This is a genomic window from Paraburkholderia piptadeniae, from assembly GCF_900007165.1.
Classification (GTDB): domain Bacteria; phylum Pseudomonadota; class Gammaproteobacteria; order Burkholderiales; family Burkholderiaceae; genus Paraburkholderia; species Paraburkholderia piptadeniae.
In genome coordinates this window covers 26,185-40,980 of record NZ_CYGY02000014.1, presented here as the reverse complement: position 1 = coordinate 40,980, position 14,796 = coordinate 26,185, and the positions used below count along the sequence as shown (strand labels likewise).

Genomic DNA, 14,796 nt, shown 5'->3' with positions numbered 1-14,796 from the left:
TAGGCGGCAACTGACGCAGCTTTCAATATTTTTCCCGTGGTCCGCTTGGAAAGTCCAATAGTACGACCGTAGTTTTAATTAAATAGTACTACTAATATAGTAGATTGGAAAAGGAGACATTATGAAAAAGGCAATCTTTGTGCTGACTGCAGTTGGGTCGATCGCAGGAACGGCCAACGCGCAAAGCAATGTGACGCTGTATGGTCTTGTTGATGCCGGTCTTGCCTACGCAAACAATGTTGGTGGGCAAAAGCTTTATACCGCAAGCTCGGGCAATATCCAGGGCAGCCGCTGGGGTCTGAGGGGAAATGAGGATCTCGGCGGCGGACTGCGGGCGTTGTTTGTGCTAGAGAACGGTTTCAATCCGTACACAGGCCGTTTGAATCAGGGCGGCGACGAGTTCGGGCGGCAGGTTTATGTCGGGCTGACGTCAGACGGATATGGCTCAGTCCTGCTGGGTCGTCAGTATGACTCGGTGGTCGACTTCACCGGTCAACTGGAGGCCGCCAGTCAATGGGCCAGCCTCTATGGCGGCCATCCTGGCGATCTCGATAACATGAACAACACGAATCGGGTCAACAATGCGATCAAGTACGCAAGCGCGAACTACCACGGCCTGACTTTCGGTGGGTTATACAGTCTCGGTGGTGTCGCTGGCAATTTCAATCGCAACCAGATCTGGTCGGGCGGCGTCAACTATTCACAGGGACCGCTTACGCTGGGTGCGGCCTACCTGAATATCAAGAACCCGAACTACTCCTTCTTCGGCAATAACGCGTCATCGTCTGCGACGGCGACGAACATGTCGGGGTCGCAAGTGTATTCGGGGTTTGCATCCGCCAAAACCCAGCAGGTGATCGCAACGGGCGTGGCGTATGCAGTCGGCTCGGCCACGCTCGGAGCGACGTATAGCAATACGCAGTTTCGCGGTCTGGGTGAAACGGCGGTCACAGGTCTGCCAAGCGGTTCCCCAAAATCCGGCGATGCGAAGTTTCACAACGTAGAAGCGAATTTCAAGTATCAGCTATCGCCGGCATTGCAGCTCGGGGCGGCGTACGACTATACGAAAGGCTACAGCGTGACGAACGAGAAGATTCATCAAGCGATACTGGGTTCCGACTATTTCCTGTCCAAGCGGACCGACCTTTATGCAGTTGGCATCTACCAACATGCTTCGGGGAAGAACTCGTTTGGGGCGAATGCGACCGCGCAGATCACTACGCTTTCGCCGTCCTCATCGCAGAATCAGCTCGCAGCGATTGTTGGCATTCGATCGAAGTTCTGACTTCCAACTTGGCCGGACAGACCTGGACGTCGAGATCGCCGGATCACTCGGTTCGGAAGTCACATCTATGCGGCTTGCCGGATTGCGTATCCCGCCTGCACTACACGTTTGCGCGGGCAATCCAGCGATAACTGGATATCGTCGAAAGCTGGCTGGCTATCCCCGGAAGCCAGAGTTCATTTTGTTGCGCATGATGTGCGCAGGGAATTGCAAAGGAGATTTCGTTGCTGATCGGAATACCCAAGGAGACGCGGCCGTACGAAACACGTGTCGCCGCGACGCCCGAGACGGTCAGGAAGTACGTTTTGCACGGCCATAGAGTTACCGTACAGAGCGGCGCAGGAACGGCCGCGAGTTATCTGGACGACGCGTACGCAGCTGCGGGTGCAGAACTCGTCGATGCGCCAGCCGCATTCGGCGCAGAACTCGTTCTCAAGGTTCAAAGCCCGACTGATTCAGAACTCCCGCTTCTCAAACGCGGCGCAGTGCTGGTCGGCATGCTGGAGCCATTTAATGCTGAAAACGCATCGAAGCTAGCCGCTGCGGGCGTTACTGCGTTCTCGCTCGAAGCCGCGCCGCGCACGACACGTGCGCAAAGCCTCGACGTACTGTCGTCTCAAGCTAACATTGCGGGTTACAAGGCTGTGCTGCTTGCGGCCAATCTGTATCCACGCTTTATGCCGATGCTGATGACGGCGGCGGGCACGGTGAAAGCCGCGCGCGTGCTGATTCTCGGCGCGGGCGTCGCGGGCTTGCAGGCGATTGCGACGGCAAAGCGCCTTGGCGCGGTGATCGAAGCATCTGACGTGCGGCCCGCCGTGAAAGAGCAGATCGAGTCGCTCGGCGCGAAATTCCTCGATGTGCCTTACGAAACCGATGAGGAACGCGAGGCGGCCGTTGGTGTCGGCGGCTACGCGCGGCCGATGCCGCCTTCATGGCTCACGCGCCAGTCGGCGCTCGTCCATGAGCGCGCGAAGCAGGCTGACGTGATCATCTCGACGGCGCTGATTCCGGGCCGTCCCGCCCCGACGCTGCTGTCCGTCGAAACCGTGCAGGCGATGAAGCCGGGCTCCGTGCTGATCGACCTCGCTGCCGGGCGCGGCCCCGAGTACGAGGGCCAGCGCGGCGGCAACTGTCCGCTGACGGAAGCGGACAAGGTCGTCGTCAAGCATGGCGTGACGATCGCGGGGTATACGAATCTCGCGTCGATGGTCGCGTCGGATGCTTCGGCACTGTATGCGCGCAATCTGCTCGACTTCATGAAGCTGATCGTCACGAAGGAAGGCGCGCTCAATATCGATCTCGCGGACGACATCGTCGCGGCCACGCTGCTGGCCCGCGCCGGTGAAGTCACGCGCAAGGCATAAGAGGGGACGGGGTGATGGAAGTCGTCAACCATACCGTGATCAATCTGATCATTTTCGTGCTGGCGGTCTACGTCGGCTACCACGTTGTCTGGAATGTGACGCCGGCGCTACATACGCCGCTGATGGCCGTGACGAACGCGATTTCGGCGATCGTCATTGTTGGCGCGATGCTCGCGGCGGGCCTGACGGTGGGCGGCGCTGGCAAGTTCTTCGGCACGGTGGCCGTGGCGCTGGCCGCGGTCAACGTATTCGGCGGGTTCCTCGTCACAAGGCGAATGCTGGAGATGTTCAAGAAGAAGGAACCGAAGAAGATTGCAGGATCTGACAACTCAGCGAAGGAGGGTGCGTAAATGAATCTGAACGTCGTTACGCTCCTTTATCTGATCGCCTCCGTCTGCTTCATCCAGGCGCTCAAAGGGCTGTCCAATCCAAAGACCGCGCGTACGGGTAACGTGTTCGGCATGTTCGGCATGACTGTCGCAATTCTTACGACCGTCGCGCTGATCGCGAAGGAGGCTGAGTTTCTCGGCTCGAACCTCGCGCTAGGGTTGTCGCTGGTGGTCATTGCACTGATTGTCGGCGGTGGGGTCGGTGCGTTTGTTGCCGCGCGCGTCGAGATGACGAAGATGCCGGAACTGGTTGCGGCGATGCACTCGCTGATTGGTATGGCGGCTGTGTGTATCGCGTATGCAGTGGTGTCGGAGCCGGCTGCGTTCGGTCTCGGGCTGGAAGAGGCCATTCAGGGCTTCATTCCGTACGGCAACCGGATCGAGCTGTTCATCGGCACGTTCGTCGGCGCGATCACGTTCTCGGGTTCGGTCATCGCGTTTGGGAAGCTGTCGGGCAAGTACAAGTTCCGGCTGTTCCAGGGCGCGCCTGTCGTGTATGCGGGCCAGCATCTGATCAATCTGCTGCTCGCGCTTGCGATGACTGGCTTCGGCGTGGCCTTCTTCGTGACGCAATCGTGGCCACCGTTCATCACCATGACGCTGATAGCGTTCGCGTTGGGCGTGCTAATCATTATCCCGATTGGCGGCGCGGACATGCCGGTCGTCGTGTCGATGCTGAACTCGTACTCGGGCTGGGCGGCGGCAGGAATCGGCTTCTCGCTGAACAACGCGATGCTGATTATTGCGGGCTCGCTGGTCGGTTCGTCAGGTGCGATCCTGTCGTACATCATGTGCAAGGCGATGAACCGCTCGTTCTTCAACGTGATTCTGGGCGGCTTCGGCGGCGAAGCAGGCACGGCGGCTGTGGCCGGTTCGAGCGAGCAGAAGCCGGTGAAGTCGGGCTCGGCGGAGGATGCGTCGTTCATGCTCGGCAATGCCGAGACGGTGGTGATCGTGCCTGGCTATGGTCTTGCCGTCGCACGCGCCCAACACGCGCTGAAGGAACTGACGGACAAGCTCGTCGAGAAGGGCGTAGACGTGAAGTATGCAATTCACCCCGTTGCCGGGCGAATGCCGGGTCACATGAACGTGCTGCTGGCGGAAGCCGAAGTGCCGTATGAGATCGTCCATGAGATGGAGGACATCAACGGCGAGTTCGGTCAGGTCGATGTTGTTTTGGTGCTCGGCGCGAATGACGTTGTGAATCCTGCTGCCAAGAATGATCCGAAGTCACCGATTGCCGGTATGCCGATTATCGAGGCCTATAAGGCTCGGACGGTGATCGTTAACAAGCGGTCGATGGCGGCGGGGTATGCCGGTCTCGATAACGATCTCTTCTACATGGATAAGACCATGATGGTCTTTGGTGACGCCAAGAAGGTGATTGAAGAAATGATCAAGGCGGCCTAGCAGTTTGCATATTTCATCAAAGGTTCAACCGACGCTTAACTCGATTGACCCTTTGCTCGACATCAAGTTGCCGTTCGCACACGTCTCGTAGCGGCGGTGCACAGGTCGGATCGGACCAACGGTCTACAAATTGCCTTTACGGTTGTTAGCCCGTTAGTCCACCAGATCGGGACAGGAGATCGCAAGTACATGAGCCGTCTGTCGTTTCACCGAAAACTGTGGTCCTTTCTAGGAGTTGTCTGGCTCACACTTGCGACCATCGGCATCCTGAGCGCGTTTCACCAACGTCGCATCCTGCGCGAAGATCGTGCGGCCACACTTGAAGCCGTGCTTGACGCCGCGACCCACATCATTGAAGCATACGAGGCGAAGGCCAAGGTGGGGAAGATGAGCGCCATCGACGCTCAGAGCGCTGCGTTGTCGGATCTTGGTCACATCCGGTATGGAACTGACGGATACATTTTTGTGACGACGCGTGAACCGGTCATGTTGCTAAATCCTGCACGTCCAGGGCTGGTCGGAAAATACGTTGGCGATCTGCGGGATTCGAAGGGCAAGCTTATATTCGCGGGCATTCTGGAAGCGATGCGGATAGGTCGAGGCTATATCTATACCAGCACGCCGAAACCCGGTGCGACGACCGATTCCGAGAAGATATCTGCGGTGCGGAGCTTAAACGGCTGGAACTGGGTCATCGGCACAGGTGCCTACGTGGACGACATCGATGCTGTCTTCGTCAAGACGTTGCTCATGCAGGGAGGGGAGGTATTCGCCGCGGGTCTGATCGCATCAGCACTCGCGATATGGATCATTCGCAGCGTGAGCCGGGAAATCGGCGGTGATCCGGCGTTTGCCAGAGAGGCCGCGTATCAGATTGCTCAGGGACATCTTGATTTCCCTTTGAAGCCTGCCAGCGACGATGACACAAGTCTCGTCTTTTCGATGGCGAGAATGCAAGCCCGGCTATCGGATACGATCAGCTCAATAAAGGCGTCATCGACCGCCATTGCGGATGCAGCCCGTCAGATCGCCGCAGGAAATCTCGATCTTTCTTCACGGACCGAACAGCAGGCGGCGTCGTTGCAGGAAACTGCGGCGAGCATGGAGCAACTTACCGCTACCGTTAAACAGAACTCAGAGAGCGCAGACCAGGCAAGCGATTTTGCGAAGGAAGCGCGCATCGTCGCGAACGAAGGCAGCGCGATCGTACTCGACGTTGTCAGAACGATGTCTGAGATCAGCGAGAGTGCTGACCGCATGGCGGAGATTATCTCGATGATTGAAGGTGTCGCCTTTCAAACCAATATCCTGGCGTTGAACGCGGCCGTAGAAGCTGCTCGTGCCGGTGAACATGGGCGAGGCTTTGCGGTTGTCGCCGAAGAAGTTCGATCACTTGCGCAACGCTCGGCCTCTGCCGCGAAGGAGATCAGGGCGCTGATCGAAACGTCGGGCTTGCGGGTAAAGACAGGGGCGGAACAGGTCCGCCGCGCCGGTAACACCATGGATAGCATTGAATCGGCAATCGTGCGGCTCGCGACCATCATGACAGAGGTTGCGTCGGCGTCGGTCCAACAAAGTCGAGGTATCGAGCAGGTTGGGCTTGCGGTCGCGCAGATGGATAATGTCACACAGCAAAACGCAGCACTCGTCGAGCAGGCAGCCGCCGCGGCAGCGGCACTCGATGAGCAGGCGGTGCAGCTACGAGCGGCCGTAAGCGTCTTCCGTGTCGCATAAAGGGCGTGCACTACCAAAGCGTTCGATCCCGGTACGGTTGCCAAGAATCCTGTGGCGTTTTGGCGTTGCATCCAGGACTACGGGATCATCATTGCTGCAACAGCGAGGCGCCTCATCGTGAAGGCGGGCGTGTGCGGCACCCACAGTCCTCTCCCCCTGATGTCGCGCGGCGATTTATGCGGCGTGATGCAACTAGAGAGATGACAACCACCCCGGGTATTCGGTGCAGCTTGGTTACATGCCTTGTACCCAGACTAAATGACGCGTTGGAGAACTGAAATGGAATTGGACGGTCGGATTCGCGAGTTCTACGGTGTTGAAGACGGCCGTCTGCTGCGGCACTCACCTTGGCAGACTGCGGTGTTGCGCGAAAACATGCGTCTGCACAGCGAACTCGCGGAACGCGACGCGAGAATCCGGCAACTCGTGGATGCCAGTATCGACGGCATCTTCATGTGGAACCTTAACGGCGACATCCTTGATGCTAATGACGCGTTTCTCCGCATAGTCGGCTATGCGCGTGAGGACCTTGTCTCGTGTCGCGTGCGCTGGCAGGATCTGACGCCTTCGGAATGGGTGGACGGAACCGAACAGGCCATGAAACAGTTCAACGCATACGGGCGTACCCAACCCACAGAAACGGAGTACGTCAGGAAGGATGGTAGCCGCGTGTCTGTCATGGTCGGTATAGCCGCTTTCGGGGCGGACGGACATGAAAGCGTAGCGTTCGTCGTTGATTTGACCGAGCGCAAGGAGATTGAACGTCGCCGGCAAGAGTCCTGTGAGATGCAGCAAGCGCTTACGTCTCGCTGCGAGACGGCCCGCGAGGAAGAGCGCAAGCGCATCGCACGCGAAATGCATGATGAACTCGGGCAACACCTTACCGCTCTCCGCATGCACGCGTCCCTGTTACAAAAGAAGCTGGGCGATGGCCACCCCGAACTCGTGGATGAGACGATGTCCATGATTGCGATCATCGACGAAACGGTACGGGTTGTCAGAGGGGTTATTGCATCCCTGCGCCCTGCTGCTTTGGAAGCGGGCATCGTGGCGGCGGTAGAGTGGCTCGTTGCCGAGTTCAACCGCAACGGCCGTACGGTGTGTCACCTCTGCGTGGAGGATGAGAACATCATAATGAGCGAAGAGCGCGCGATAGTCCTCTTCCGATTTGCGCAAGAGGCTCTGACAAATGTTGTTCGGCATGCTGCGGCCAATACCGTGATCATTACGCTGCAACAATCATCGCAGGGCTGCCAGATGGAAATACGCGACGACGGTCGGGGCTTTGATGCGTTGTCGAGAAGAAATCAATCATTCGGATTAGCAGGGATGAAAGAGCGCGCGATGATGATAGGCGGGCAGCTTACTATCATGAGTTCGCCCGGCGCCGGAACCACGGTAACAGTCAAATTGCTTGACAATTCAAATCCGCCGCGGGATTAGCGGGTGTGCGGCGTTTGGGGCTCGGTACCATTGGGTTCTTCTGCCCATCTTGTCCGCAACTAACCGTCAGCGACGTTCTTCTTCGTAGCCGGCTTCGCCAGCAATCCGTCAGCAAGGCTAGGGCAAAAGGCGAGCAGCGTGCGAGGTGACCAGAATCCACCCGCAAAAGCAGCAGCGTAAGCGACCCGCGCCATCGGACCGGATCCGGGCTAGGAGTGGCCGTACGGGTTGCAGGTACGCGGTCGGACAAAAGGCTGCCGCGCGTCCCATATCGGACGTTGTTGCGGTCGTGCCTAAAACAGCGCAATAAGGCTCATAATGCCCCGCCTGTTCAGCGCGTCACCACCGCCCGATGCTGTAAGGCGAAAGGCTTCGGTGCTCGCCTGACGATCATGGCGAAGCGCCATGCCCGCGGACTCGTCGCTCGTGCACAGGGGCAGCTTCGTTCATCAGTTCGACGACCCAGTCGATAAACACACGCAGCTTTGCGCTGACATGGCGGTTCGGCGGATAGGCGATGTAAAGCGGCATCGGATCGAGCTGCCAGTCCTCGAATAGCGCGACGAGCTCACCCCTTCCAAGATGAGCTTTCGACATATAACGTGGGAGCCACATGATCCCGAGCCCGGACACTCCAGCCGCGAGATAGGCGTTGCCGTCATCGACGGCAAGCGCGTAACGGCCTTGCACCTTTACCGTCTCGCCGCGGCGATGCAAGACGAGCGGATAGAGGTTGCCCGCGCGTCCCCACGAGAACCCGATGATACGGTGATGTGAGTTCTCGAGTTCCCCGGGATGCGAAGGCGTACCTGCCAACGCGAGATATCCGGGCGACGTGAAGACCCCAAGCGGAAGCTCCGCCACGCGGCGGGCGACCATGGATTGATTGCTCGGCTCGCCTCCACGCACAACGCAGTCGACATTCTCGCTGATGATATCGACGGTGCGGTCACTCACACCCATGTCAAGTTGGATGTCGGGATAGCGAGCGAGGAATGCCGGCAGCGCCGGAATGAGGATCAGCCGGGCGAACGGGCTGGGCACGTCCACGCGAAGGCGGCCTCGCGGCACCGAAGATGCGCTCGACAGGCTCGTCTCGGCGTCGTCCATATCGGCGAGCAGCCGGGTCACGCGCTCGTAGTACGCGATCCCATCCGGCGTGACGTTGATTCGGCGCGTCGTCCTGTTCAGCAGCCTGACGCGCAAGCGCGCTTCGAGTTGCTGGACCAAATGCGTCACCGTGGTCTTGCTCATATGAAGCGTCTCGGCCGCCTTCGTGAAGCTGCCGGCCTCGACTACCCGGACGAAAGCGCGCATCGCGTCGAAGCGGTCCATGAGTGTTTGCCTCGTGTCTGAATTGTTTGCATTTTACAAACAGTCAGGAACACGGTTGATGGTTTATCGCGCAGGCGCCGATCGGTAGAGTGATCTGATCGAAACCGATAACAGAGGTGAAAGTGGGCAAGCGCGATGTGGTATTTCCGTCCGGACGTCGGGAGCTTTATGAACGTAACAGGTATTCTCCAGCCGTACGGGCGAGTGGTTTGCTATTTGTATCGGGTCAGGTCGGCAGTCGCGAGGATGGAACGCCTGAGCCGGATCTGCAGGAACAGGTGCGGCTCGCTTTTCGAAACCTGAATGCGATCCTGCGCGAGGCCGGATGCACGTTTGACGATGTGATGGACGTCACTGTTTTTATGGTCGATCCGCAATCGACATTCGAGCGCGTCTGGCAGGTCGTGCCGGAGTTCTGGGGCGACGCGCCGCATCCGACGCTCACCGCGGTCGGAGTGACATGGCTTTACGGCTTCGACTTTGAGATCAGGGTCGTTGCGAAGCTTCCGCTCAACGAATGACGCGTCGGTTAAGCGAGCTGGCGTCTTTCCCAGACGTGGGGCGGCTGTTCCCGCGACTGAATGACGGCTGCGCCTCGAAAAGCGACGTAACACCGAGCAGGTATCGAAGGTCGGGTCGAACAGCGACGACTGCCGGGGAGTCCACGGGGCTACCGTGCGGTGGAAGCCTGATCCATCTGGCAAGCCCTTTGACTTCATCGCTCTGCATTGGCAATCGTCGGGATCGAGGCGCGGCGCCGATTGTCGCGCACCTGTTTTCAGCTCTTCTCACGGGCAGTGCATAGGTGGCGTGCGTAATGGCGCATTCGGTGTGGACTGACGCGCTGTAGTTTTTTGGCGGCGACTGGATCAGGGTGCCGGTCATTTTCGTGCCGTTTACCGGGTTAGCGCCATCCCGGCGCGACAAGGCTTTCCGGTCTGTCTCCATATAAAATATTCGTTAGATCAGGGACTTGCTGTTTCCTTATATGGGAAGGTCGCAATGCCGCCGATGCCAATTGTCATAGTGTTGGCGTAGCCTGAGCGGTCCCTCTTCCGGCTGCGGAGCGGACGGCAATGGAATACTGGCGGCAGGCCTATCTCGCTCGCGGAGGCAAGGCTGTTAAGTTCTTCCAGCTTGCGCATGCGAAGCCCCGGGTCCGTCCGAGCCACCTTGCAGCGCTCAACTGTGCGCAAGGCACGGGCTACCTGCTGCACAAGCGGCTGCCTGCCTTCAGGCAGCCAGTCCGGCGGCAGATCAAAAATATGCACGGTACGTGTTTCGATGCCGCCGTGGCCCTTGTGATGCTGAACGTCGAAGTGGAACGGGGCGCAGTGACGTGCCAGGTCCTCGCATGCGGCCAGTAATTTCGACTGGTTTCCCTTGACCTGCACGAGTACATGCGCGCCCTTAGCCAAGCAAGCGCCAGAGTTTTTTGGGGGGCAATGCAGCGTATCCAGTGTGAACACGCGGCCCGGAAGCACCATCGATTCAATCAATGTCTGTGCAGCCGGGATTTCGTTGGACTTCTCCGACACCTCAACGTGGCCGAGCACAATCAGATCATTCGTAAGCGGCAGCTTTAGCACACCGAACGGAGAATCATGCAACTGAGGGTTGTGCGTAGGGTACCGCCGAGGAGCGCCGGGTGTGTCAGGCGTCCTGTGCCCTGGCCTCTTGATGCCGCGCATAGTTGAATGGCAAGAGGTCCGTCACGTCGGCGCCCGGTGGACGCTGCGGCAGTTCCTTGAGTACGTGCAACAGGTAGTCGTACGGTTCGACACCGCAGGCACGGCACGTCAGCATGAGACTGTAAATCGTGGCGCTCGCGTTTGCGCCGTCGACCGTGTCGCTGAACAGCCACGACTTTCTCGAAGTGGCAAACGGCCTGATGTCCCGCTCGCAGATATTGTTGTCTATTGCGGCTCGCCCGTCAGTGACGTAGCGGCTCAGATATTCCCACTGGTTACGCGCATAGGCGATTGCCTTACCGAGCAGGCTCTGGGGCGTCACCTTCGGCGCCAGTTCGTCAAGCTACGCCTTGAAGGCATCGAGCACCGCCACGCTGTGTTTCTGCCGCAGATCGTATGTGTAGTCGGCACGTGTCTGGCCGGCAGGCAGATCGCCTTTGGCCAGCGCCTCGACACGGTACAGGGCCTGGAAGTATTCAAGCGCCTTTGCCACACGAGCGTTCGGCGGCTTTGGCTTTTCGCCATCCCCTTTCTTCTGCGCTGCCTTGTCCGCCTTGACGAACAGCCTGCGCGCGTGCGCCATGCAACCGAAGTGCGTTGCCTTTTTCAGCGTGCGCCACGCGCTGTATCCGTCGCTTACCAGCATGCCGCTGTAGTCGCCGAGGAATTTCTTCGGATGCTCCTGGCCTCGCCCCGGCTGGTACTCGAACAGCACCACGGGTTCGGGGCAGTCTTCGGCGCTGCGGTAGACCCACGCATAGCTTTTACTCTGGGCTGATCTGCCGGGTTCCTTGAGCACCTGAAGCGTGGTCTCGTCGCCGTGGATCAGCGACTGCGACAGCAATGTCCTGTACAGCGCGTCGTACAGGCGGGTGTAGTGCAGTTCGCTGGGGCGGATGACCCAGTGTGCCAGCGTGCCCCGGCTCACCGGAATCTGCCAGCGGGCCATGGCGGCCTGCATCCGGTACAACGGCATGCCGTCGACATATTTCGCGGTCGCGACCGTTGCGATCACCGACGCATCCGCATGGCTGCCCGGGAGTGGCTGTACCGGCATCGGTGCGAGGACGACCGGCGTATGTTCGGCGTGACGCTCGCAGTGCCGGCACGCGTACTTTGCACGCACGTTCTGGTGAACCGTCCATTTGAGTTCGACATGCAACTGTTCGCTGATGTCCTCGCCGATGCGATGCATCGGATTGCCACAGCACGGGCAACCTCGCTGCTCTTCCGGCAGATCGTACTCGATGCGTTCGCGCTTCAGGTACGCCGGCAGCGGCTTGCGTCCCACCTTGCGCCGCTCAGGCTTGCCGGCCGGTGGCAAGCCGGTGTCAGGCAGCGCCGGCTGGATACCTTCGTCTTCCTCGTCGCATGGTTCGCTCCGGGCGATCTGCTCGGCTTCGTCGAACACGCGATCCTTGCGTTTTTCGCTTTTCGGCGCGTAACGCTCGGCCGTAAGCAGGCGGACCTGTTCCTCGAGCTGCCCGACGCGCTGGTTCAGTTCGTCGATGTGTTTCGCGTCGCCGGCTACCCGAGCTTCGAGGGCGTGGATATATCCCTGGACAGCCCAGGGTACGCGCTTGAGGTCAGGTGCATTCTTCATGCGCTCCAGGATAGCGAAGCGCGGTGCGCCGTGGGTTTACGTCAATTTGTAAAAGGCGCCCGGCCGTTGTTTACGTGCAACGTACCGGGCTAGCTGGCGTGCTCGTAATGACGTGCAGGATGACGGCGAAGCGCGTCGATGTCGATGCCATCGAGCAGCCACTGGAGCTGCTGCGTCGTCAGCTCGATCACTTCCTGATCGCGTCGCGGCCACACGAAACGGTCTTGCTCGAGGCGGCGCAGCAACAGCCAGAAGCCGGTGCGCTCGTACAGCAGGAGCTTGATCCGGTTGCATTTACGGTTGCGAAACGCGTACACGGCGCGCGCGAGCGGATCCAGTCGCATTGAATTCTCAACCACGGCGGCAAGGGTATTGATACCGCACCGGAAGTCGACCGGCTCGCGATGCAGATAGACCCGCAGGTCGCTATCAAAGCGCAGCATCATCTTGCCCTCAGCGTGTCGATCATCGCCTTCAGCAGCGCCGTATCCTGCGCCATGCACTCAAGCTCGAGGCTCACGCCGTTGGGCAGTTGCGCGGTCAACCGCGACGGCAAAGGCGGACGTTGCGACACCCGCACTGTTTCAGCTCGCATTGGGGCTGCCAAGGCCTCCAGCGTCGCCGGCCTGGGGGCCGCGACTTCCACGACCGGCACGAATGCCGGCGCATGGGCGTCAGCTTTCTGCCCGTACTCCCGCTTGACCCATTTGCGCAACTGGTTGGCGTTCACGCCAGCCTTGAGAGCCAGTCCGGAAACCGACGCCCCTGGTTTATGGCACGCCTCGATCAGCCGGCGTTTGTCCTCTGGATCGAAGCAGCGTCGGCCGCCTTCATCGATATGCGTGACTTTAAGGGGAAGGAAATCGAGATCGTCTGGGGTCATGTTTGCGTCCGCAAGTTGTGGTTGCGGACGCAAGCTTGACCCTCCTCACTTGACCACGCCAGACGCGGGGAAATTACCGCTTACGATCATTCTGATCGAAGGCTGACACTAGTCGCCTCGCTGCGATGCCAGCACACGTGAGACGCTTCACCTGCAGTCGATTGCGATGAACTACCGGGCGATGGGCGGCGAGGCCACTGCGTGAGCATGGGCGGGAATCGCGATCTCCAGTTCGTTATCCTCTGTTTCCAACAAGAACCCGTCCGATTGTCATCCAGCTTGGCGCCTTGCGGCAGTTCGTACCGAGCAGTCGATTCAGCTCCTCCAGCCGCTCGTCGATAAACGCCGCGATCTCCCTGAGCGAGCTCGCGCCTCTCACCGTCGCCAGTACTACAGCGCACAGCAGCGGCGCGAGTTCATAGCGCTTTCTCTGCGCCTTGCGACGGTCACCCAGTTCCGAAAATATGCCACCAAAAACTTCGCTCTCTTGCGTGATGATGGAATTCCAAGTTAACAGCCGTGGCATCCCGGCCACCGTCTAATACCCGCAAGAATGCGAGTGCGCACGGCTTAAGTTGATTACGTCGTTTGAGCCGCGCCCAAAATCATCCACAGTCACATCGCCCCACACGCATCTGCCAGCGCAGATACATACGAGAGGTGTCGGGAATACCCTGATTGTGCTAAACTTATCTCTGATAAGATGATGACGCAAGCGTTGCATGGCGCTATGAACGACTCTCGCTCCGGCGCGGCGAATACGGTGAGCGAATGGCGTGTCATCGGCACGGCCCTGATCGAGCGGTTCTGTTAGGCGCCTGGCCGATTTGTACAGCGACGCCGACTTCGTCGGTAACGGAACAGCTATACGAGCGGACTTGTCACTGCAGCGTGCGTTCAAGCCGTGGTGGTGCTCGTCATGGCCATGGCGTTGCAGCTAGAAAACGTTCTTCGTCAAGAGGGGGGCTCTGCCTCTGCGCTTCTGCTGCTAGCGGCCTCCGATCGTGCCCTCGGTCACGGTATGTCGCGAGCCAACATCCGGCAATCGCGACCAAAGATGTTCATCTAATTGAACCGTTCTGACTTTCGATAGCTATTGCAATGTCTGAAAAGCCCCAACCGCGTGCACGCGATGAGTATCAGCACTTCCTGAAGATCCCAACTCGTTGGATGGACAACGACGTGTATGGACACGTGAACAACGTCGTCTACTACAGCTATTTCGACACGGTTGTCAACGAGTATCTGGTCGGCGCCGGGGTCCTCGACTACGAGCGCGGTCGGACGATCGGTCTCGTAGTCGAGACGCAATGCAACTATTTTTCACCAATCGCGTTTCCGCAACAGGTCGATGCGGGGCTGCGCGTCGCGCGGCTTGGTACGTCGAGCGTGCGCTACGAGATTGGCCTGTTCACGACCTGTGATGCGTCTCCTGCCGCGCAGGGGCATTTCGTACACGTGTACGTCGATCGCGACACGCGACGGCCGGTGCAGTTGCCTGAGCCGATGCGCTCAGCACTTGCCGCCCTCGTTGTTTGACACGGGCGCGCTTTTGGCGCAGACGCAAATGAGGAGCGGGCCGCGAGTTTACCTCGACGTAACGATCGTGGGAGGCGACCCGAGCGAGTGGACTATCCAGACGTGAGACAAACCTGT

13 protein-coding genes and 1 pseudogene are annotated in these 14,796 nt (G+C 59.2%); 8 read left to right on the top strand and 6 right to left on the bottom strand.

All coding sequences use genetic code 11. The annotated features are described in order from the left end of the window. Positions 1–121 precede the first annotated feature (121 nt). From BN2476_RS06665 to BN2476_RS06640, 6 genes are all read left to right on the top strand, one after another. Positions 122–1,285 carry a porin gene (locus tag BN2476_RS06665; RefSeq protein ID WP_087733375.1) on the top strand — a complete coding sequence of 388 codons (1,164 nt, stop codon included), beginning with the start codon at positions 122–124 and terminating at the stop codon, positions 1,283–1,285. A 224-nt stretch (positions 1,286–1,509) separates the two neighbouring features. Beyond that, a complete protein-coding gene (locus BN2476_RS06660; RefSeq protein ID WP_087733374.1) occupies positions 1,510–2,652 on the top strand; it encodes a Re/Si-specific NAD(P)(+) transhydrogenase subunit alpha in 1,143 nt (380 codons plus the stop codon). A 14-nt stretch (positions 2,653–2,666) separates the two neighbouring features. Then, positions 2,667–3,002 (top strand): NAD(P) transhydrogenase subunit alpha part 2, encoded by a 336-nt coding sequence (locus BN2476_RS06655; RefSeq protein WP_087733373.1) that lies wholly within the window; start codon positions 2,667–2,669, stop codon positions 3,000–3,002. Then, positions 3,003–4,451, top strand: a complete 1,449-nt coding sequence (locus tag BN2476_RS06650) for an NAD(P)(+) transhydrogenase (Re/Si-specific) subunit beta (RefSeq protein WP_087733372.1) — start codon at positions 3,003–3,005, stop codon at positions 4,449–4,451. Positions 4,452–4,640: 189 nt separating this feature from the next. Beyond that, on the top strand, positions 4,641–6,185 hold the full coding sequence (locus tag BN2476_RS49495) for a methyl-accepting chemotaxis protein (protein WP_087733411.1): 1,545 nt from the start codon (positions 4,641–4,643) through the stop codon (positions 6,183–6,185). A 279-nt stretch (positions 6,186–6,464) separates the two neighbouring features. Next, the gene (locus BN2476_RS06640; protein WP_235850738.1) at positions 6,465–7,628 is read left to right on the top strand and encodes a PAS domain-containing sensor histidine kinase; all 1,164 of its coding nucleotides are present in this window, start codon (positions 6,465–6,467) and stop codon (positions 7,626–7,628) included. A gap of 390 nt (positions 7,629–8,018) precedes the next feature. Here the strand turns inward: BN2476_RS06640 and BN2476_RS06635 are convergent, their stop codons facing one another. Continuing rightward, a complete protein-coding gene (locus BN2476_RS06635) occupies positions 8,019–8,963 on the bottom strand; it encodes a LysR family transcriptional regulator (protein WP_087733370.1) in 945 nt (314 codons plus the stop codon). 122 nt (positions 8,964–9,085) lie between these two features. On the opposite strand from BN2476_RS06635, the gene BN2476_RS06630 reads away from it, so the two are divergent. Next, the gene (locus BN2476_RS06630; protein ID WP_087733410.1) at positions 9,086–9,484 is read left to right on the top strand and encodes a RidA family protein; all 399 of its coding nucleotides are present in this window, start codon (positions 9,086–9,088) and stop codon (positions 9,482–9,484) included. A 444-nt stretch (positions 9,485–9,928) separates the two neighbouring features. Here BN2476_RS06630 and BN2476_RS06625 read toward each other — a convergent pair whose 3' ends face one another. The 5 genes and pseudogenes from BN2476_RS06625 to BN2476_RS06605 all read right to left on the bottom strand — a co-directional run bounded on the left by BN2476_RS06625 (position 9,929) and on the right by BN2476_RS06605 (position 13,666). Then, a complete protein-coding gene (locus BN2476_RS06625) occupies positions 9,929–10,573 on the bottom strand; it encodes a hypothetical protein (protein WP_143810914.1) in 645 nt (214 codons plus the stop codon). A 43-nt stretch (positions 10,574–10,616) separates the two neighbouring features. Next, positions 10,617–12,257, bottom strand: a pseudogene (gene tnpC, locus BN2476_RS06620) (IS66 family transposase). A gap of 89 nt (positions 12,258–12,346) precedes the next feature. Beyond that, positions 12,347–12,700, bottom strand: a complete 354-nt coding sequence (gene tnpB, locus BN2476_RS06615) for an IS66 family insertion sequence element accessory protein TnpB (protein WP_235850746.1) — start codon at positions 12,698–12,700, stop codon at positions 12,347–12,349. Further along, the gene (tnpA, locus tag BN2476_RS06610) at positions 12,700–13,140 is read right to left on the bottom strand and encodes an IS66-like element accessory protein TnpA (protein ID WP_087733367.1); all 441 of its coding nucleotides are present in this window, start codon (positions 13,138–13,140) and stop codon (positions 12,700–12,702) included. Before tnpA ends, tnpB begins: the two co-directional genes overlap by 1 nt. Positions 13,141–13,375: 235 nt before the next feature. Further along, positions 13,376–13,666: a transposase family protein gene (locus BN2476_RS06605; RefSeq protein WP_087733366.1), complete on the bottom strand. Its 291-nt coding sequence runs from the start codon at positions 13,664–13,666 to the stop codon at positions 13,376–13,378. Positions 13,667–14,241: 575 nt separating this feature from the next. On the opposite strand from BN2476_RS06605, the gene BN2476_RS06600 reads away from it, so the two are divergent. Beyond that, a complete protein-coding gene (locus tag BN2476_RS06600) occupies positions 14,242–14,679 on the top strand; it encodes an acyl-CoA thioesterase (RefSeq protein WP_087733365.1) in 438 nt (145 codons plus the stop codon). Positions 14,680–14,796: the final 117 nt, after the last annotated feature.

What these genes read in the sequence shown, in the direction of transcription:
- BN2476_RS06665 (WP_087733375.1), top strand. Translation starts at nt 122, where the DNA reads ATGAAAAAGGCAATCTTTGTGCTGACTGCAGTTGGGTCGATCGCAGGA.
- BN2476_RS06655 (WP_087733373.1), top strand. Translation starts at nt 2,667, where the DNA reads ATGGAAGTCGTCAACCATACCGTGATCAATCTGATCATTTTCGTGCTG.
- BN2476_RS06650 (WP_087733372.1), top strand. Translation starts at nt 3,003, where the DNA reads ATGAATCTGAACGTCGTTACGCTCCTTTATCTGATCGCCTCCGTCTGC.
- BN2476_RS49495 (WP_087733411.1), top strand. Translation starts at nt 4,641, where the DNA reads ATGAGCCGTCTGTCGTTTCACCGAAAACTGTGGTCCTTTCTAGGAGTT.
- BN2476_RS06640 (WP_235850738.1), top strand. Translation starts at nt 6,465, where the DNA reads ATGGAATTGGACGGTCGGATTCGCGAGTTCTACGGTGTTGAAGACGGC.
- BN2476_RS06635 (WP_087733370.1), bottom strand. Translation starts at nt 8,963, where the DNA reads ATGGACCGCTTCGACGCGATGCGCGCTTTCGTCCGGGTAGTCGAGGCC.
- tnpB (WP_235850746.1), bottom strand. Translation starts at nt 12,700, where the DNA reads ATGCTGCGCTTTGATAGCGACCTGCGGGTCTATCTGCATCGCGAGCCG.
- tnpA (WP_087733367.1), bottom strand. Translation starts at nt 13,140, where the DNA reads ATGACCCCAGACGATCTCGATTTCCTTCCCCTTAAAGTCACGCATATC.
- BN2476_RS06605 (WP_087733366.1), bottom strand. Translation starts at nt 13,666, where the DNA reads ATGCCACGGCTGTTAACTTGGAATTCCATCATCACGCAAGAGAGCGAA.
- BN2476_RS06600 (WP_087733365.1), top strand. Translation starts at nt 14,242, where the DNA reads ATGTCTGAAAAGCCCCAACCGCGTGCACGCGATGAGTATCAGCACTTC.